Origin of the sequence: Methanosaeta sp. UBA356, from assembly GCF_002496465.1 — an archaeon.
GTDB lineage: Archaea > Halobacteriota > Methanosarcinia > Methanotrichales > Methanotrichaceae > Methanothrix > Methanothrix soehngenii.
Map to the genome: position 1 here is coordinate 1,224 of NZ_DAKC01000047.1, position 20,112 is coordinate 21,335.

Below are 20,112 nucleotides of genomic sequence, written 5' to 3' on the forward strand. Positions count from 1 at the left end.
TGAAAAGGGAATTGAAACCGATGCCTGGTTAGCAAAATCCTGGAGTTCGTCTATATATTGCAGAGCCTATCCCGATGAAAAGGGAATTGAAACGCGTTCGCACTTTGCCGGACCACCAAAGGCCGGATTCCATTGCAGAGCCTATCCCGATGAAAAGGGAATTGAAACGCAACGCTAGATCTGCTATGGATTTTTCCAAATATATTGCAGAGCCTATCCCGATGAAAAGGGAATTGAAACTCTTGTAATTTCTGTATCTAATGTTGATAGTAGGTCTTCATTGCAGAGCCTATCCCGATGAAAAGGGAATTGAAACTGACGGCATTTGCCAGGACGCCAAGAACTATTGGTTCCCGATTGCAGAGCCTATCCCGATGAAAAGGGAATTGAAACGGAAGTCGCATCTGGCGGAGAAGACCGCGTTGGTGAATTATTGCAGAGCCTATCCCGATGAAAAGGGAATTGAAACTAGACGTCCACTGCCTTTGAAGCAGCATGGCTGGAAGCATTGCAGAGCCTATCCCGATGAAAAGGGAATTGAAACACCTCTGGGGAGCCGACCTCCGGGGAGCCAACCTCCATTGCAGAGCCTATCCCGATGAAAAGGGAATTGAAACAGTTCTTGTGGGCACGAACCAATAAGATCAAAGAAAATTGCAGAGCCTATCCCGATGAAAAGGGAATTGAAACGGGTTTCCGTCCTTGCTCTTCTTATTTTTTTTACCAACATTGCAGAGCCTATCCCGATGAAAAGGGAATTGAAACCCGAAGTTAATGCATCACATTCATCCAGTATGCATATTTTATTGCAGAGCCTATCCCGATGAAAAGGGAATTGAAACAGAGAAGACCGCAGAAGAGATAGCCGCCGGAGCAAAAATTGCAGAGCCTATCCCGATGAAAAGGGAATTGAAACTTGGAGCGTCCGCAAGGTATGAGATGTACCGAGGGAATATATTGCAGAGCCTATCCCGATGAAAAGGGAATTGAAACACGAGGATCTCCGAACGGCCCGCATAGAGATGCATGATATTGCAGAGCCTATCCCGATGAAAAGGGAATTGAAACTGTACGCATTTGGCGGTGTCCGGTGCAAGGTGGTTCAAAATTGCAGAGCCTATCCCGATGAAAAGGGAATTGAAACACGTTAAACATTATCTTTCTCGAATCCTACGATTCCCAAATTGCAGAGCCTATCCCGATGAAAAGGGAATTGAAACATATTCTCTCAAGGAGGCAGACTTGGCCGCGCGTGGTTCGAGATTGCAGAGCCTATCCCGATGAAAAGGGAATTGAAACTCCCAATTGCAAATGTGAATGTTCTTTCATTTTCGATCTCATTGCAGAGCCTATCCCGATGAAAAGGGAATTGAAACGTTTCACATCCGCCAGAGCAACCAGATCCGTTTTGTCCGATTGCAGAGCCTATCCCGATGAAAAGGGAATTGAAACATCACCAGGCCGATAGCCATGGTGATAAGATCTGGCATTGCAGAGCCTATCCCGATGAAAAGGGAATTGAAACGTGTGAGTGTGACCCAGGCCCCCGCCAGCATATTCTGTGTATTGCAGAGCCTATCCCGATGAAAAGGGAATTGAAACCCCGCTTGGATTTCTCCAATGGTGATACCTTCCGCTTCATTGCAGAGCCTATCCCGATGAAAAGGGAATTGAAACATTCGGTGCCGTTCCACATCTCGATTGGGATATTTTCGAATTGCAGAGCCTATCCCGATGAAAAGGGAATTGAAACCAAGCATTATGATCCAATAATAGGCGAAAGACAAACTGATTGCAGGGCTTGGTTTACATTTTCCCGATTGCTTTCTTCTTGCAAGACATCAGCTGAGTTGGGGACTATTCAGCATCTTGACATCTGTATGGATTCACATATGCAGTGTATCTGTTAGAGCTTTTCTCCATTTTATAGGGTATATATGTAAGGACAAATATTCTATGTTTGCCTCTTTCAATCTTCTTATTCGAAAATGTATTTATATGATCAAATAAGTCTTTTGAGTCTGTCTCCCCAATATCATCTAGCGGTTGAACTATCTCATATCCCTTAATATTTCCTTCTGGATCTGTTGATTTCACTGTGAAGCCAGGTGGCAAATCTGGAATCGTTCTACTATTCGTATATTGGAAAAAACTTCCACGTTTTCCAAAATAATTTATATGAGCTGCTAATTCTTTTATTTTTTCAATATTTATGTTAGGGTAATTGGTCAGAGATAAAGCTATATTAAGCATTCCCTGGAAATAGCAAAACTCTCGGTAGGCGATCGTGGATTGATAGGGATCTGAATTTTTATCCCTGCTCTCATCAAGAATTTTTATAAAGGTGTTAAGAACATATAACCTCTCTGGAGGAGATAAGCGAATATCACAACCCTTGATATCTCCGAATATCTCCCTGGCTAAGCCCTCTCCGCCGATACGGAAAGCTGCATTTATGAATGATAGCTTAATTGAATAAGGTGTGGGAACGAAAAGCGTTTTCCCTCCTTTATTTGTGGCCGTTGAAATTTTAAGAGTGAATAAGCTAGTAGGCAAATATTCCAAGACCAGCCACTCTTGATTGCTCAGAGTCATGCTCATATCTCAATTGATTCTATTATTTCTTTAATCTTTGATGCGAATTCATTAAGGCTATTAAAATCCCATTTGGTTATTGAGTTTGGGCTTAGTTCATTCAATGTAATGCATATGCCATCTATTTCTCCCAGGTAATTCTCATTAAGGGCGCTCACCGTTGGAGCGGGAAGCATCGAAGAGCTTGCAGTAATGCAGCCCTGGAAATTGACGATATGCGGATTTTGCGTGTTTCGGTGCGCTCCAGCTGGCTTGAGGATGGCTGCAAGTATGCTTTTAAGGGCAATTGCGGTCCTTCTCTTGCGCTCTTCGGTGTCTATTGAGTAGGTGCAAGTGATATCATTGAAACCTATTCGACATAAATCGGCATTTAAGATTATTGCATATCTGCCGCTTGACGCGGGCCTGTGAAAAATATTTTGCCCTATGTTGGCGCCAGTACTCTCATCTCCTCTTCCACTGGCTCTCTCGGTCTGATCAAACTTGACATGAAAATAAGACTCGGTTTTTGTTTTCTCCGGCTCACCAACCGCCCAACCGAACTCTATTATCGATTTCCTGCCGATGGCTCTTTTTTTCTTTCCTATCTCCTGCGTGATGAGAATTCCCTCGATGTCATCTCCTGCACATTTTTCCAATAATTTATCAAGAATTTCTGCATCTTTTGCTCCTTCGGAAAATCCTTGGACAAAGCCACTATCAACATTTATTCTATTTGGATTGTCCTTCGAGCAGCCATCGCAAAGGGATATGTTTTCTTCACGTGCAAGGGAATATAGATGATCGGCCTGAATATGTTTAAACATGTCTCCCGAGATGGCATTCACCGAATGAGCGATTCCTTTTTCATCTACTATTTCAACCATCCTTGTCTGGAGATAGTTTCCTTCACTGCCCTCATTATTTAATGCATGCATATTAAGGGTTAATAGTCCAGATATGCTTATAGAGTTTATTTTCATTTGATTTCACCTTCTTTAATTTCAGTACTATTTGATTCATCCGTTTCTTTGACATCTCTTGCATATCCGTAGGCTAAGAGAAGCATTCCAACCAGGAATGAGCCGTAATTCTTGATTAAGTTTAGAACTTGGTCCAGATCTCTTGTTGTTATATTTTTTCTTCTTTCTTTATTCTCTTCTGCATGTCTTGCATTTTCTGCGTTATATTGTTGGACAAATTCCGATATAGCAATAACCAGCTTGTCAGGCTGCTCTGCTACTCGCTTCCAATCCTGGGCTAATCCATACTTGATATCCCAATCTCGCCTGCCTTGTGCTTTACGATATTGTGCATTAACAGTGGCTCTTCGTATAGCGGATGCCAAATTCAAAAATCCTTCATCAGATATTATCTCAGAGTAATCCTTATCGACCATAAAAATCCTCCTTAGGTTTTGAACTGTAAATTGCATTACCCATTTGTTTTTCTCTCTCCTCTGCATGACATATGTTCCAAAAAGTGATAAAAACTCCAGAAAATGCCTATAATCTCCTGAGGATAGAAAATTACGATAATCCTGGAGAAGGGGAATATCACTGGAGATCTCTTCTTGAAGAGCACCAATGCATTTTCCGTGCTCATCTAAAATATCCATAAATTCATGCGCGGTTTTATTATCATCGATTGTGAACCATCCAGGCAACCCGATGAATGAATAGTTCATCAGTGAAGCAGCCGTTCCCATGCTTTTAAAATAGGCCTGATATAATCCTTCGATTACCTGGTTGGGACGCCTATTTAGCATCTTGAAAGAACCTTTTTCTTTATCGTATTCTTCTGAATGATTGACTAGAATTTTAGCAAGACTGAGCGTAGCCTGAATATCCAGTTTTATTCCGCCCCATAAATTCATTTTAAAGAGATCATTATGTATCGATACCACGGAATTATATGAGATATCCTTAGGAACTATAACTAAAAACTTAAAATCATCTCCATTCCTATATGGAAGCAGGAACTTAAACATGCCACGATACTTCATCCATTCTGAAAACCAATCGATGAAATCAGACGGCAGTCCAGACTTGCCTGTAGAATCTGGCTTTGACCTATTGACACCTTTACCGCCAATTGGTAGAAGAACCTGAGATCCAGATACGATTTTGTCAAGATCATCAGAACTGCATTTCTCAAAGCATGGATCTGACAGGTGCCTAAGGTTGATCATCGCTAATTTTGATATCTTCTCTCTATTGTTAATAAAGTACTCATGAAACTCTTTGTCGCTTTTCCAACCTTTGCGCATAGATGCCAAAATTTTGTGAAGCTTGAGATTAGGATCGGGTTCATAAGGCTTATCAAATCCAGAATCAATCATTTTATTGCTGATTTTATTTTTCCTTTTTCCAGATGTCTTAATGAATTTATTATATGCCTCTTCAATTTCTTTATTCTTTTCATAATCAAAAACATCGTCTACGCCGTTAGGTATTATCTCATCATTCTTTTGTTTTACAAAAGGATATCCTATGTCAAGTCGCGTAAAAGTATCTAAAAACTCTAAACCTTTATCGCTCGAGACTTCGATGGAAAGATTATCACCTCTATCCTCTATCGTAGTTCTGGCCTCATCTCCATAAATCTCATTCAGTAGGCTCGCCGTACCCAAGGCCATAAGGACATCGGCATAAGTATTGGTCTCCCTTGGGATTTTAAAACAAAGTCTCTGGCTCATTTCAGGCTCCAATCTTAGATGTTGCTCTTTGGTCAGCTAATCGAATGATTCTTACTGATAACCAGTATAGGAAAATTCCATTATCTATTTCGCTAATTTTTAAATACTGCCTGAATGAATCGATTACATCCTTGTTTGGTGTTTCGCTAATTTCCATATCCCCTAAGTCAATCTCCAACGTCTTCATAGCATCATTTAATACGTTTTTCGCTTGCGGAATCAGCTCAAACGGTTGAAGATTAGATGTCCTAGGCCCATGATGCCTGGCTATAGCTGCCATGATGCCAATTGCCATATTTTGTGTATCGTCGCCGTCGCCAAGCATAGTTTGACTTCCTTTAAATATCATTGTAAAAACTGCATATGCTCCCTCTGCAGCATGCGGACCTTTCTGTATCTTCAGCTCCTGCATTCTTATCCAATCTTTGACTGGATCGTAAGTCGTATGGGCTAAGGGCAATCCTTTGATAAATTGCTCTGCATTTGGATTTGAAATTCCTTGCCATCTGTTCATAGCGCCCTGCCACCTGACGCTTAATTTTCCAGTATCATGAAGAGCACAAGCAAGAAGGATCATCTTCTCAATGGAATGATTTCTGTCCAGCCTCATCTTTTTGGAGAGTTTCATTATTCCTTTATCAGAGAGAGGAATTAAAGATCTTGCCTCTGCGATGACGCGATGGGTATGTTCCTGGAAGGATTCGCAAGAATATTTATAGCTTTTATACGGGGATTTTTTATTTAGGATAATGCACCTCGTCCCCTCTTCACCAAATATCAGGCCAACTTCCTGAGAATACCTGGCAAATTTGGGATTCAATGCAACCAGCCAGGAAATATCTCGGACAGATTCCACCTTTTCCCATTTTACGCCTTTGAACTCTTCATCATCGCTGAAGATAGGAATCTTGAAGATCCAATCATCTGCACCCTTCTTTTTCAACTTGTATAATGTTGATCTCGGAACAGATAGCATCTCGGGCCATGAAATCTCCAAATTTTCGCTATGAGGATTTGGAGTGAGAATAATATTAACGCTGTCCACCTCTCTTATCAGCTTTTGAATGCTGGAAGAATGACCGTGATCCATTGCCTCATTCACTTCACCGCGACGATTCTGAAGAGAATCAATTAGCCTTGAATCATCAAGAGGAGCATGAACTCGTTCAACCAAATCCTTCTCAAAATCTGGATCAAGCTCTTTTTCTCTGAAATTCTTTATCTCTTTTCTGGTAGCATCAACTTCATTTTTAGGGTAAGGAAGTGGATTAGATGGATCCTCTATTTCATGAATGAATACATTACCCGTTCCTGAATACCTTGCACATCGCCCAGCACGCTGGATAAGAGAATTTGCGGGAGCTAACTCGGTATGCATCGTATTGCACGAAATATCAATTCCTGCTTCAACAACTTGGGTTGAAACCAGTATTGCATTTACATCCTCAGATCTTTTACCAAACCAAAGCTGCAGATTCTTCTCTATCTCGCTCCTATCCCTCTTAAAAAAGCGACTGTGCAGAAGAGCTATTTTCGTATCTGCATTTATGAGCTTTTCCTTGAGCTCTGAATAGATTTGTTGGGCTTTATCTACTCTATTACATATGACCAACGTCTTTTGTCTGTGATTCTTGATTACTGTGTCTGAGGATATCGGACTATTTTCAAATGAATAAACTCTGCTCCTTTTCTCATAGCCGGGTACGCTCTTTAACTCATTTATGCTACAGGTTATGGGTTCAGCCTTTATTTGCTTTGCCAGCCATTTCTGCGTGGGCTCAGTCAAAGTGGCAGTCATAACAAAAAACTGGGCCAAGCCCTCGAATCTATTCATCATCTCTGTTGCAGTTAAGAATGATCTTTGAAACTCCATCAGATGTACTTCATCAAATACAATTAACGACCCAATTATTGCACCTATATTTATATTTCCGAGTCTATCTGGAAGCGATACGGGCAATGTTAGATAACCAGATAGCAGTTGATCAATAGTTGTGAAAATTATATCTCCTTCAAAAAAGTGATCGTTTTGGAGTTCTCCCGTCTGTATTGTTATGCAAATCTCCGAATCTCTGTCTTCGCCGCTCCTTTTCTCAGGATCTTCTACTACACAAAATCCGGCCTTTTCGGCTGTCTGTATTGTCGAATTATAAAGGTCAAAAGCCAAAGCACGCATAGGTAAAGCGTAGATTATTCTATCCGCCATTTTCTCATTATTTTTTCTGAGATATAGATAAGGCATAATAACTGATAGAGTTTTTCCTGAGCCAGTGGGGGCTCGAAGAACTACGGATTTTCCACGATCAAGCAATGAGAAGACCTTCTCTTGATATGGATATGGGCAATAACTTGTGATTTCCTTGAAGAAGGAAGCGTATCCGTCAATCATTGATGGTTTCAGCATTGCACTCCAATCCTGGCCTCAAATGAACCCATAGCACTTTAAACTTTTTCCTTGCCATCCGAAAGTAATATCCCCTATGAAACCAATATTTCTCAAATGTCTCGCATCATCCTCTCTGACCGGGGGACATTCTTGGGCAAATCCAGCGAGCAGTTTCGCATCACTAGAAAGGATCTGCCCGATGTGCTCGTGCCTGCTCGGGGAGTGGAGCAGATATTGGTGCTGGGCAGCGGAATCTCTGTCTCCTCCGATGCCATTCAGATGGCAGACGAGCTGGGTGTCGAGGTGGTCTTCGCCAGCTACTATGGCAAGCCCATGGCCAGGCTCATCCCGGCAAGCCTGGGAGGAACAGTGAAGACCAGAAGGGAGCAGTACAATGCCTATAACGACTCCCGCGGAACCAACCTGGCCAGATCCTTCGTCCGCGGCAAATTGAAAAATCAGGCCTCCCTCTTAAAATCATTCGCAAAAAAGTGGAAGGGCGAAAGGCAGGACCTTTGGGGAGAGTTCCGCAATAATTCTAATCAGATAGAGGAGCTCATCCCCAGGCTCAATCTCATAAAAGGGAAGGTGGATGATGTCCGGGGAGAGATCATGGGAGTGGAGGGAATAGGGGCGGAGATCTACTGGAGGACCTGGGCCAAGCTGATCCCAGATGACTGGAGCTTCCCCGGCCGAGACTACCCTGCAGCCAGGGACCAGATCAACTCTCTCTTGAACTTCGGCTACTATCTCCTGGAGCAGGAGGTCTGGGCAGCAATCCTTTATGCAGGACTGGACCCCTACGCCGGCTTTCTTCATGCCGACCGGCCAGGCAAAGAAAAGCTGGTCTACGACATGATGGAGGAGTTCAGGCCCCTGGTGGTGGACAGGGTGGTGGTGAGCCTAGCCAGGGAGATGCGGCAAGGCCACTTTCAGGATGACTGCCGCATGACTAAGGACGGCATAAAGATTGCCTCCAAGGCATTCTATGGCCGACTGGACGAGAGAATAACCTACCGAGAGAAGAGCCAGATCCTGAGAAACATCATCCGTTCTCAGGCATCATCTGTTGCTACCTTCCTCCGCGGAGAGAGGCCATGTTACGAGCCATTCACCCCAAGATGGTGATGGAGTTCGTGATGATTCCTGGGAGGTGCCAGTGGATACCATAATCATCTACGATATCAGTGATAACAGCCTGAGAGCCAGGGTGGCCAAAGTTCTGCTGGACTTCGGCTGCATCCGCATCCAGAAGAGCGCCTTTTGGGGCATCATGAACCACAACACCAGAGAAAAGCTTCGCCTGCGGCTGGAGAGAATGATGCACGAAAAGGAGGGAAACATTCAGTTCTATCCGATGTGCAGCAAATGTTTCTCCCTCAAAGATAGCATCGGCGAGATCTATGAGGTCGAGGAGGAGGACGTGTCCGTCTTTTAGCCATGAGAGAAAGCGAAGACAAGCAGAGACAAGTGAAGGCAAGTGATGGCAAGTGAAGAATCGTGAAGGAAGGATATGAGAGATGATCACAGTAAGCGACGTGAAGCAGTACCTTTACTGTCCAAAGATAATCTACTTCGACCATGTCCTTCACATTCCCAAACCTCCTGACCAGAAGCTGCAAACGGGCATAGAGATGCACGATTCAATCACCGCCAAAGAGAAGCGCCGCAAGGGAGCGATCTTCTACGATCCGGAGCTGGACCAGGCAGAGAAAATGTTCAGGGTGGAAATGGAAAGCAGCACCCTCGGCCTGAGAGGGGTCTTAGACTACCTGGTGAGAACCAACCGGGAATTCATACCTGTAGACTACAAGTTCGGCCAATCCCATAAGGGAAGCATCCACCTGAACCACAAGTATCAGCTTGCCGCCTATGCCCTTCTGGTAGAAGAGAGCTTTAAGACCATCGTCCGACGGGGCTTCATCCATTACAGTAGGGATCAGAAAAATGTGCAGATTGACTTTGGCGATGAGATCCGCAGACGCACTCTGAAGATGATCGAAAAAATAGCTCAGATAATTGAGGATGAGATTGAGCCAGCAGGAACCAGGAATTCCGCTCGATGCATAGACTGCGAATATAGAAAGTACTGTGTTGGAAATATTTTGCCCAAACCACATACAGAGAAATAATATAATTATTCCAATACATTATTGGAGGGTGCATGTATTTCTTTTCCGAAGAAGAACGCAAATATCTCTTAAAAAAGCTTATTCCGAGCACACGAGAGAGAGGAATAGCAGAGGACCTCAGGGGCTGGAACTGGCACTGCTCTGAGCTATCGCCGCCACATGATATACTGATGCCCGTCTGGGAGGTCTCTGACAGGTACTGCGAGACCGGTCGGGACACTTATCTGAGACATGTGCAGAAGGTCAGCGTCCCGGCCAGCGAGGAGATGGTGGCAGGGCGCATCTACCATCAGGCTATGGCAGAGCTTTATCCCACTGCCAAGAGGCTCATCTACAAAGAAGGCATGAGCATCTGTGCCGAGCTGCCAGGTATCTTGATGGAACGGCTTGATGACGCCATAGTTGAAGCTAATGAGCAGCTCTCGCAAACAAAATTCTCACCCTCTGCAGAGGCCGGCCAAAGCGTCAGCGATAACCTGAGAAAGCTCTGGTCATTCGAGGTGAGCAGAATAGTTTCTTCCATCTTTGCCTATCTTGCCAAATATAAATACCTCAGCGATGATTCTCTGATCAATCATGCTCTGCCTTTTGTTGTAGAGCACAAGCTCGATGGTAAGTACTTGGGCTTAAGCCGCAACCTCTCTGCTGATGCCATCAATATGGGCGGGATGCTGATATGCGATCTGAAGACCGGGCAGAAGAGGGACTTTCATCGGCTCTCTGCCACCGGCTATGCCTTGGTCTACGAGAGCCTTTATGAGGTTCCCATCAACATCGGCTGCACAGTCTACCTGAGCTTCCCAAAAAATCACCCCACACCTCATATCGAGAGGGATTTCTTCATCATCAGCGATGAGGTCCGTCAGTGGTTCATTGAGGAAAGGGACAGCAAACAAGACCTTATATTTTATGAGCGCGATCCTGGAAGGTGCCCAAATCCAGGAAGCTGCAGGTACAGAGAATTCTGCTTTTAGCAGTAAACAGAGCAACTATGGCACTTCGTCCTGGCTATGGGTTTGTAGTTTAACCTCGTCAATTGTTGTTATCCAAGCCACCCCGGCGTTGAGGGGGCCAGGGCACTACCGCGCGTTTTTTTTCGCGCGCGACGCCACTGAAAAACAGCCTTCTCCAGTCATATCGTCCACAATACAGATCGGACTTTGGAAATCAACTGCATATTCTGACACGATTTCCCCAAAGAAAAGGAGAGGATAGCAACCAGAGGGACAAGGACCGGCGGATTTGCGGTAGAAGAGGCGTTGGCTGAGGCAGCGATGGAAATCAGCGAGTTCCAAGAGGCGGTAGAATCCGCAGCACAGACTACTCCAGGCTTTGGAGCACTGCTGGTTCTAGCCATGATCAGTCTGGGGATGGCAGGTGCCCGGAGGAGACGGAAATAGATTTGGCTCCTCGCTATTTATTATTGGTGAACTTAAATCACAAATTCTCTGTCTCTGCGCTTATGAGGTGAACCGCGATCCTCTGACCCAACTTGAGAGGCGCAGAGAGACAGAGGCTGCAATATCTGCCAGGCCAGCACACATAATTCAGCAAAGAGCCGAAAATCTGTTACTATACCAAAATTGTAAAAAGTGGCAACGATCAAAAGGGAAAAGGCTGTCCCTAAACGCAAATTAGATATACGTTGGAATGAGTTAGCAAGCAGAGATAATGATCACTGCCGTTCTTCCAGGATGGCAGTAATTATGGACTTGGATGTGAACAGTTTGGCTGATCGTGCAGCAGTCTTCATCGATGGTGCGTATCTGACTAAGATTTTGGATGTTGATTTCGGGAAGCCGAAGATCGACCTCGCCCGTTTTTCTGACATTCTTTGTGGCAACTATGAGCGTCTTCGGACCTATTATTATAATTGCATGCCTTACCAGAGCTGTCCCTCCACTGACGAGGAGAGCCGCAGGTTTGCCTCCATGGACAAGTTCGTCTATACTCTGCGAAAGCTCCCCAGATTCGAGGTTAAGCTGGGGCGGCTGGGCCGGGTGGGAGGAGAGTTTGTGCAAAAGAGGGTGGACATCGCCCTGGCCGCGGACCTGGTCCGGCTGAGCTGCGGGCGGATGATCGGAAAAGCGGTTATCGTCACTGGGGACAGCGATTTTCTCCCCGCCATCGAGGCGGCAAAGGATGCAGGCGTCCTGGTGACCCTATTTTACTCAGAGAGCTCTATTCACGATGAGCTCCTGTCCGCAGTGGACGAGAGAACTCCCATCGATCAGGATCTGATAGATCTGGTGGCTCGATAGAGGAATCGAGCAGTATGATTTGCTCTGATGTCTGGATAGAGAGCCAAATTCCATTTATGTGAAAAGATATGTACATAAGCAATTGGCCAATACAAATATCAGTGTGATATAAAATGGACATCCTGGCCATAAACGGAAGCCCTCACATGAACGAGGGAAATACGGCGAAGATCTTGAATCCATTCCTGGAAGGCTTGAAGGAAGCGGGAGCAAATGTTGAGCTGATCTATTCCTGGAAGCTGAACATAGAGCCCTGCAGCGGAGACATGAGCTGCTGGTTTGTGAATCCCGGCACCTGCGCCAAAGACGATGACATGAAGACCATCCTCCCAAAGATCAAAAATGCAGATGTCATCGTCTGGGCCAGTCCGGTCTATTATTCGGGAATTACCGGCCCTCTTAAGACTCTGATGGACAGACAGCTACCGGCCTATGTGATGGGCCAACCCAGATCAAAGATGCAAAAAGCGGTTCTCGTCTCCACCTGCTCCGCCTGGGAGATTTCCATGTTCGATCCGCTTCTTGTGCAGATGAAGGCCATCTACGACAACCCACAAGATGGCTGCGAGTTTGCCGGCGCGCTTCTCAGGCCCATGGCAGAGGGCATGAATGAAATGATAAAAGCCGGTGAGACAGCACTGATCGAAGGCATCTTCAAGGCAGCAAAGCAGGCTGGCCACCAGCTGATAAAAGACGGCAGGATCTCAGAGGATATGGAGAAGGCGGTGAGCAGAGAGCTGATGCCCAGGGATGCTTACTACAGAGCTGCTCAAGAGATGATCGAACAGATGAGGACCAGCCAATAGATTGCTAATACCCTTCTGAAGTGTGCTCTCGAAAGGATCAAATCCTTGTACGTCTTTAGCCCCCGAGGAAGAAGGTATGATCATGAAGGTTCTTGTCAGTGATTCATTAGCAGAGGACGGCGTGAAGAGACTGCAGTCGGGTGCTGATGTCGATGTTATCACCAACCTCTCTCCAGAGGAGCTCATCCAGAAGATCCCAGACTACGATGCCCTGGTAATCCGTAGCGGAACCAAGGTAACGGCTGATGTCATCAATGCCGCGAAAAGGCTCAAGGTAATAGGCAGAGCCGGTGTGGGCATAGACAATGTGGATGTAGAGGCCGCGACCAAAAAGGGGATCATCGTTCTCAATACCCCCGGCGGAAATACCATCTCCGCAGCCGAGCACACCATCGCCATGATGCTGGCCCTGGCCAGGAACATACCCCAGGCAAACTCCGCCCTGCACCAGGGCGAATGGAATCGCAAGAAGTACACAGGCGTCGAGTTCTTCAACAAGACCCTGGGCGTCGTCGGTCTGGGCCGGGTGGGAGCAGAGGTTGCCACCCGCATGAAGTCCTTTGGCATGCGAATCTTAGCCTATGACCCCTTTGTGACTGAAGAAAAGGCCCAGCAGATGGGGCTGACCCTGGCGAACCTGGAGACCGTTCTGCGTGAGGGCGACTTCATCACCGTCCATACTCCCCTTACCAATGAGACCCGCAACCTGATCGACGATGACGAGTTCAAGATCATGAAGGACGGGGTTCGCATTGTGAACTGCGCTCGAGGCGGGATCATCAACGAGGCCGCTCTTGCCAAAGCTGTGGCTGAAGGAAAGGTTGCCGGAGCGGCGGTCGATGTCTTCACCAAGGAACCTCCCACCGGAAATCCCCTGCTCGGGCAGGAGAGAATCATAACCACTCCCCATTTGGGAGCTTCTACCGCCGAGGCCCAGGTCAATGTCGCCTTAGCAGTGGCAGACCAGATCCTGGCCATAGCTAAAGGCGGACTGCCCACCAATGCCATCAACATGCCTGCCATATCACCGGAAACGCTGGCGGTCATGGAGCCTTATATGATGCTGGCCGAGAGGATGGGATCGCTGCTCGGACAGATGGTTGGCAGCGGTTTTGAGAGCTTGGAGTTGATCTATAGCGGAACCATTGCCGAGAAGGATACAAGACCCGTGACCATATCAGCCATCAGGGGTCTTTTGGGCTGCCTGATGGGAAAAGACAGCATCAACTTTGTCAATGCCACCACGACGCTCAAAGAGATGGGCGTGAAACTTCTGGAGAGCAAGACCGAGTCTATCAATGGATACAGCAATGCCATAACCATGAAGCTCACCAAGAATGGCGTGATCAACATGGTTCAGGGCACGGTCTCAGGAAACAAGGAGAAGCGCATTGTGCAGCTTGATCTCTACCGGACCTATATCCCCACAGAGGGTGACATGGTGATAGCAGTCATAGATGACAAGCCGAATATCATTGGGCCTTGCTGCGTGGTTTTGGGTGAGGGCAATATCAACATCGGCTCAATGCATGTGGGGCGTATGGACGAGGGTCAACCTCAGCTCATGGTACTGAGCGTCGACCAGATGGTACCCGATGATTTGATGAAAAGGCTATTGCAGGTTCCAGGGGTGAAGAACGCCAAGATGGTGGAGCTGTAAAGCCGACGAAAGCAAGAAAGGAGATGTCGGATGATATTAGATGCAGCAGAGGTTCTTGAGAGAGTGAGAAGGGATAAGCCCCTGGTATGCCACCTGACGAACTTCGTCACCATTTACGATTGCGCCAATATCGTCAAAGTCTTTGGGGCCTCTCCGGTAATGGCACATGCCAGGGAAGAGGTAGCCGATATGGCAAAGATAGCCTCTTCTCTGGTCCTGAATATCGGCACCCTCACCACGGAATTCGTTGATGCCATGCTGCTTGCCGGAATTAGCGCTAATGAGAAAAAGATACCCGTGGTCCTTGATGTCTGCGGCGCCGGAGCGACGAGGTTCCGGGACGAAAAATGCCAGGAGATCTTAGATGCAGTCGAAGTAAGCATCATCAAAGGCAACTCGTCCGAGGTCGCCCGCATCGCAGGAGAGGATGTCAAAACCAGGGGAGTTGATGCCGCAGATATCGAATCAAACCTGCTGGGGGTGGCCCATTCTCTTGCCGGGGAGCGAGGTTGCACTGTGGTCATCACCGGCAAGGATGATATCGTGGCCGATATGAAGAGAGCGATATGGGTGCATAACGGCCACCCCATGATGGCCAATGTAGTGGGCACAGGGTGCATGGCCACATCGGTGATTGGAGCATTTGCGGCCGTCGAAACTGATCATGTCGTTGCTTCCGTCTCCGGGCTGATCTGCTATGAGGTGGCAGCAGAGATCGCGGCCCTGGTTGCGGCGGGACCGGGATCGTTCAAGGAGAACCTTTATGATGCAGTCTACAACCTGGATTCCGAGACCATAAGGAGAATGCAGAAGATCGAGTTGGGAGAAGATCGCATTGCATAATTTGGCAGATTAGATGAATCAATGAGCAGAGGATTGAAGGGTGAAGGGATACTATTTCATTACCGATTCGAGATTGAGCCGGGCGGGGAACATCAGCGATGTGATGGAGGCTGCTGCCTGCAAGGTTGAGGCAGTGCAGTACAGGAATAAGAATGCTGAAACCCGGGTGATGTATGAGGAGGCCCTGCATCTGAGAAAGATCTGCCGGGATCTGACCTTCCTGATAAACGACCGAATAGACATCGCTCTTGCCGTGGGCGCAGATGGCGTCCATCTGGGCCAGTCGGACATGCCCTGCACCACTGCCCGCAAGCTGCTGGGGCAGGAGAAGGTCATAGGGGTGACAGTCCATAACCTGAAAGAAGCAGTGGAAGCAGAGAAGGCTGGGGCTGACTATCTGGGGGTCTCCCCGATATTCCAGACGGCGACGAAATCCGATGCAGGAAAGCCTGCCGGAATCGCTCTCATCGAGGAGATCCGGCGGAAGGTTGACATCCCTCTCATCGCCATTGGAGGAATCAACCATTCCAATGCTCCTGCAGTCATCAGGGCGGGAGCAGACGGCCTGTGCGCGATATCCTGCGTCGTCGCCAGCGATGATGCGACTGCCCAGATCAAGAGGTTCCAGGATCTGTTTTGAGCGATTTGTTGCTCGATTCTTAATACCCTGGCTTAACCCTCTTAGGATGAATTACCACTTTGGAGCTTTCAGTTCTCGATCTCTATTCCATGTCTCTGGAAAAACTCAATCAATGCCTCTTCCACCACCTGGCTTTGAGCATGCATATTGCCTTTGGCTTTTACCGTGAAGAGCTTCAAGGTCTTGGCCACCGGCTCAGATAATGTCAATGTGGTCTTTGGCATTAAATTGTTTATTAGTTTTTTAGTTTATATAGATATTGGTACTTTTAATCCTATATATCCTGGTTGTTTATTGGAGCATTCGACAATTTGACCGCGATCCAACTATGCGCGAGGGTTGAAAGGCAAAGCCCTTATAGGCATCCGAATTCCTGGTAAGTCAAATACATCCATCCGGGTCAAAAAAAATGGTATCCTTAGATTCACTTCCTCATCTTCCCGGCTGCTACATATTCCGGGACAGCCCTGAAGACAGGGGTAATATCATATACGTGGGCAAAGCCAGAGACATCAAAAAAAGGGTTGCCAATTATTTTCAGAAGCAGAACCACAGCCCAAGGACGGCGGCCCTGGTGGCAGCCATAAAAGGGGTGGACTTCATAGTCACAAATACTGAGGTCGAGGCGCTTCTCTTGGAGAACACCCTCATCAAAAAGCACCAGCCCCGCTATAATATCAAGCTCAAGGACTCCTCTCGTTATGCCTCAATTCATCTGACCGACGAAGAGTTCCCCCGGATCAGAATCTCCCGCAAAGCCCAGGGCCCGGGCTCATTTTATGGTCCCTTTGTATCCGCCAAAGAGAGGGGATTTGTCTATCAGATAGTTCGCAAAGCCTTCGGCCTGCGCACCTGCAAGCGCCTACCCAAGAGGGCGTGTCTTCGCTATCATCTCGGCCACTGCTCAGGCCCCTGCATAGGCAAGATTACGAAGAAGGACTACCAGGCAAGGGTCCAGAGAGCTAAATCCGCCCTGAGCGGCAGAACAGCTGAGCTGATCAGCTCTATGAAAGAGGAGATGACGGGCCGGGCCAATCGGCAGGATTTCGAACGGGCCATAGAGTTGAGGGATGAGATCAATGCCCTTGAGCGGCTTTCGGAGCGGCAGAGGGTAGAGCAGAACCGCAAGTACGACCAGGACGTCATCAGCTACTTGATGGATAAAGAAATCGTCTATCTCATGCTCTTCAAGGTCTATCGGGGCACACTGGCGGGAAAAGAGGAATACCAGTTTCCCTCCAGCGAGGACTTTCTGGAGGAGTTCGTTGTGCAGTACTACTCGGAAAACGAGCCTCCAGAGGAGCTGATCGCCCCGGAGCCATTCGATGATTCTCTGGAGGAATTTCTGGCTCACCTGAAGGGTAAGAAGGTTCGGGTCACCGTCCCCAAGCAGGGGGAGAAAAAGGAGCTTCTCTTGCTCGCCCAAAAGAACCTGGAGATCAGCGTCTTCGGCGATCGGGCAAAGCTAGTAGCTCTGCAAGAGGCATTGCACCTGCCCAAAAAGCCCGAGGTCATAGAGTGCTTTGATATCTCCCACCTGGCCGGCTCATTCGCCGTGGGCTCGATGGTTCAGTTCCGGAGCGGCAAGCCGGATAAAAGCAACTATCGCCGCTTTAAGATCAGGGATGTTCAGGGTGGAGACGACTTCGCCTCCATCGCCGAGGTGGTGCGCAGGCGTTACTCCCGGCTGAAGGAGGAGAACAAGGAGCTTCCGGATCTGATTGTCATCGATGGAGGCGCAGGCCAGCTCAGCTCAGCCTTAAAGGAGCTGCGGGAGATGAGGGTTAAGGTCCCCATCATATCTTTGGCCAAAAGAGAGGAGGAGATCTATGTGCCCGGGCTGGAAGGGCCACTGGATATAAAGAAGAATGAAAAAGCATCGCTCTATCTGCAGGAGATCAGAGATGAAGCCCACAGGTTTGCCATCGCTTATAACAGATTGCTTAGGAAGAAGGCATTGACAGAGTGAAGAGGGTTAGCCCGGCCCCAGGTTCCCTCTATCCCGCAGTCCGAAAAGGAGGATAGATAAAGGAGAGCCATCCGTGGCAACCTCCTTCATCGAACTGCAATCACAGCATAGATCATGAATCCCACCTCATTCGCTTATCGTTATCCAGGCGTCGAGGATTGCCTCTGCCTCGTCGCGGTAGGCATTCATCACATAATCTATTCCTGAGACCCGGGCCGCCTCCTCAGTGAGCGCCATCAGATCCTTTCGGGAGACGGTAGAGAGACGGAAGTTCCTCGATCCGGCCATAAGCTGCTGCATTCCCGTCTTGAACTTCTGGCAATAGGTGTAAAGGGCCACTGCTCCACAGGGGATATCCTTCATATCATTGCCATACTTGGCATGAAGATCCTCGTAGGAGACGAATATCTCCTCCGGCCGGCTGCCGTACTTGGAGACGCTGGCCGGCAGCTCTCCTTTCTCGAGCCATTTGCCGATGTTCTTTCCTACCATTCCCGGAATCATCAGCGCCCGGCCCATGCATATCGCTTTTACGAAGGGCGCGCCCATGGCAATGGACTTGAAGACACCATCCTCAGTGGAAAAGCCGCCGGCCATAGCGATATCTGGCACCTTCTTCCCCCGACGGGATAGCTTGGTGGCAAACTCATAGACCAGCGCCTGCAGGTAGAAGGTGGGAATGCCCCATTCGTTCATCATCGGCCAGGGGCTCATGCCCGTACCTCCAGGGGCACCATCGATGGTGAGAAGGTCGATCTTGGCCTCAGCTCCATAACGGATGGCCATGGCCAGCTCAGCCATGCTGTAGGCCCCTGTCTTCAGGGTGATGCGCTTGAATCCCAGGCCGCGAAGCCGGTCAACCTCATCGAAAAAGCCATCCCTGGAGACGAAGCCCAGGCGAGAGTGCCTCTCGAACTCCTTTATCGCTCCGGACTTGTAGGCCATCTGCACCTCCAGGTTCCCTGGATCGGGCTGAACCATATAACCCCTGGACTTCAGTTCCAGGGCTCTTTCCAGGCGGTCCACCTTGATCTCCCCGCCGATGCACTTAGCTCCCTGGCCCCACTTCAGCTCTATTGTCTCCAGGCCGTGCCGGGAAGAGACATACTCTGCCACCCCCAGGCGGGTGTCCTCTACATTCATCTGCACCAGGATCTCTCCCCAGCCCTCATGGAAGCGCCTGTAGGTCTCGATCCTCCGGTCCATCTCCGGAGACCTCTGCACCTGACCATGACCATCCAGCACCAGCTCGGGGTCCACTCCGCAGACGTTCTCCCCGCAGACGATGGTGATGCCGGATATAGCGGCACCGATGGCGAAGTGCTCCCAGTTCTTCCGGGCGATATCCGTAGACCCCAGAGCACCGGTGAATATGGGAAGCTTCATCGAAACCTTGTCAGACCAGCCATATTCGGTGGAGACATCCACATTGGGAAAGATGGACGTGTCCGGTCCCGGTTCCACCCCCTCGGGAAGGCCGAAGGCTCCCACGGCATAACCCTGGATGTTGAGGTGGGAATAGTCGAGGGGGTAGTTCTTGTCCGCTCCAGCGGTCATATCTCCGAATGGTCCTGGATACAGCACCTCTCTTCCCCTGAAAGAGGCCAGCCAGGTCTCGCAGCCACCTTTGCAGCCATCTATGCATCTGGTGCAGATTCCTGACATCGGCACCACATTTCTTGATCGGTTGAATGTTCCTGTTGCTTCATTGGCATTCGGTCTTCTTAGATTCATCCTTGATACCTCTGATTATAAATATGCAGACTGCTTGGCTTATTCATTAAAAAAAATAAAATTTATTGGCGCTCAAACAAACACTTTATCCGGCCTTTCTATTCTGGATCTCACTGGCAGCAAGCTGTTATTTGCTGCATCTTTCTCAGATAGATGCATCTCATGAAGCCTCCAGAAGGGCTCCGGGCTCCTCAGCCTCTCATCAATTCCCTCTTCCGGCAAAATCAGATCCCAGGGCTTCATGCACAGCCTGAAAATATTCGTATTCATCATTGCGCTTGCTTTTGGCGAATAACCTGCCCATGTGGTCCAGCCTCTTGCTCTCATGATCCATTCACCTGAGCAAATCTCTCTCTGGCCTTTACTTAGTTATTTTTGAGAATTGATCATAATTATTCATATCATAAAT

At 48.0% G+C, this 20,112-nt stretch carries 17 protein-coding genes and 1 CRISPR repeat array; of the genes, 10 read left to right on the forward strand and 7 right to left on the reverse strand.

All coding sequences use genetic code 11. The annotated features are described in order from the left end of the window. The first annotated feature begins 56 nt into the window (after positions 1-56). Positions 57-1,753: direct repeats of the CRISPR family, unit length 37 nt; unit sequence ATTGCAGAGCCTATCCCGATGAAAAGGGAATTGAAAC. A 104-nt stretch (positions 1,754-1,857) separates the two neighbouring features. The 4 genes from BP727_RS03665 to cas3 are packed head-to-tail and all read right to left on the reverse strand — an operon-like array spanning position 1,858 to position 7,676. Continuing rightward, on the reverse strand, positions 1,858-2,601 hold the full coding sequence (locus BP727_RS03665) for a hypothetical protein (RefSeq protein WP_286857449.1): 744 nt from the start codon (positions 2,599-2,601) through the stop codon (positions 1,858-1,860). After that, complete coding sequence (locus BP727_RS03670) at positions 2,598-3,557, reverse strand: DevR family CRISPR-associated autoregulator (protein WP_273278678.1); 960 nt, start codon at positions 3,555-3,557, stop codon at positions 2,598-2,600. The genes BP727_RS03665 and BP727_RS03670 overlap by 4 nt, the downstream gene beginning before the upstream one ends. After that, positions 3,554-5,272, reverse strand: coding sequence for a hypothetical protein (locus tag BP727_RS03675; protein ID WP_013720641.1), 1,719 nt, complete (start codon positions 5,270-5,272; stop codon positions 3,554-3,556). Before BP727_RS03675 ends, BP727_RS03670 begins: the two co-directional genes overlap by 4 nt. A gap of 1 nt (position 5,273) precedes the next feature. Beyond that, on the reverse strand, positions 5,274-7,676 hold the full coding sequence (gene cas3 / locus BP727_RS03680; RefSeq protein WP_286857452.1) for a CRISPR-associated helicase Cas3': 2,403 nt from the start codon (positions 7,674-7,676) through the stop codon (positions 5,274-5,276). A gap of 96 nt (positions 7,677-7,772) precedes the next feature. Here cas3 and cas1 point away from each other — a divergent pair, with 96 nt between their 5' ends. From cas1 to thiE, 9 genes are all read left to right on the forward strand, one after another. Continuing rightward, positions 7,773-8,786: a CRISPR-associated endonuclease Cas1 gene (cas1, locus tag BP727_RS03685; RefSeq protein WP_013720639.1), complete on the forward strand. Its 1,014-nt coding sequence runs from the start codon at positions 7,773-7,775 to the stop codon at positions 8,784-8,786. Positions 8,787-8,817: 31 nt separating this feature from the next. Continuing rightward, complete coding sequence (cas2, locus tag BP727_RS03690; RefSeq protein ID WP_013720638.1) at positions 8,818-9,096, forward strand: CRISPR-associated endonuclease Cas2; 279 nt, start codon at positions 8,818-8,820, stop codon at positions 9,094-9,096. A gap of 82 nt (positions 9,097-9,178) precedes the next feature. Next, a complete protein-coding gene (cas4, locus tag BP727_RS03695) occupies positions 9,179-9,790 on the forward strand; it encodes a CRISPR-associated protein Cas4 (protein ID WP_048132626.1) in 612 nt (203 codons plus the stop codon). A gap of 32 nt (positions 9,791-9,822) precedes the next feature. After that, entirely contained in the window at positions 9,823-10,764 is a 942-nt protein-coding gene (gene cas4a, locus BP727_RS03700; RefSeq protein WP_013720636.1) for a type I-A CRISPR-associated protein Cas4/Csa1, read from the forward strand. A 732-nt stretch (positions 10,765-11,496) separates the two neighbouring features. Beyond that, positions 11,497-12,051, forward strand: coding sequence for an NYN domain-containing protein (locus BP727_RS03705; protein WP_013720635.1), 555 nt, complete (start codon positions 11,497-11,499; stop codon positions 12,049-12,051). 113 nt (positions 12,052-12,164) lie between these two features. Further along, positions 12,165-12,857, forward strand: a complete 693-nt coding sequence (locus BP727_RS03710) for a flavodoxin family protein (RefSeq protein ID WP_013720634.1) — start codon at positions 12,165-12,167, stop codon at positions 12,855-12,857. A gap of 82 nt (positions 12,858-12,939) precedes the next feature. Beyond that, the gene (gene serA / locus BP727_RS03715; protein ID WP_273466069.1) at positions 12,940-14,517 is read left to right on the forward strand and encodes a phosphoglycerate dehydrogenase; all 1,578 of its coding nucleotides are present in this window, start codon (positions 12,940-12,942) and stop codon (positions 14,515-14,517) included. Positions 14,518-14,547: 30 nt separating this feature from the next. Continuing rightward, entirely contained in the window at positions 14,548-15,360 is an 813-nt protein-coding gene (thiM, locus tag BP727_RS03720) for a hydroxyethylthiazole kinase (protein ID WP_273271965.1), read from the forward strand. Positions 15,361-15,400: 40 nt separating this feature from the next. After that, positions 15,401-16,000, forward strand: coding sequence for a thiamine phosphate synthase (thiE, locus tag BP727_RS03725; RefSeq protein WP_273278673.1), 600 nt, complete (start codon positions 15,401-15,403; stop codon positions 15,998-16,000). 68 nt (positions 16,001-16,068) lie between these two features. Here the strand turns inward: thiE and BP727_RS03730 are convergent, their stop codons facing one another. Next, entirely contained in the window at positions 16,069-16,224 is a 156-nt protein-coding gene (locus tag BP727_RS03730; protein WP_273278672.1) for a hypothetical protein, read from the reverse strand. Between the two features lie 185 nt (positions 16,225-16,409). On the opposite strand from BP727_RS03730, the gene uvrC reads away from it, so the two are divergent. Next, the gene (uvrC, locus tag BP727_RS03735; RefSeq protein ID WP_273278670.1) at positions 16,410-17,969 is read left to right on the forward strand and encodes an excinuclease ABC subunit UvrC; all 1,560 of its coding nucleotides are present in this window, start codon (positions 16,410-16,412) and stop codon (positions 17,967-17,969) included. 126 nt (positions 17,970-18,095) lie between these two features. Here the strand turns inward: uvrC and BP727_RS03740 are convergent, their stop codons facing one another. Both BP727_RS03740 and BP727_RS03745 read right to left on the reverse strand, forming a co-directional pair. After that, positions 18,096-19,703: an FMN-binding glutamate synthase family protein gene (locus tag BP727_RS03740; RefSeq protein WP_013720629.1), complete on the reverse strand. Its 1,608-nt coding sequence runs from the start codon at positions 19,701-19,703 to the stop codon at positions 18,096-18,098. 72 nt (positions 19,704-19,775) lie between these two features. Next, on the reverse strand, positions 19,776-19,946 hold the full coding sequence (locus BP727_RS03745; RefSeq protein ID WP_276621037.1) for a hypothetical protein: 171 nt from the start codon (positions 19,944-19,946) through the stop codon (positions 19,776-19,778). Positions 19,947-20,112 lie beyond the last annotated feature (166 nt).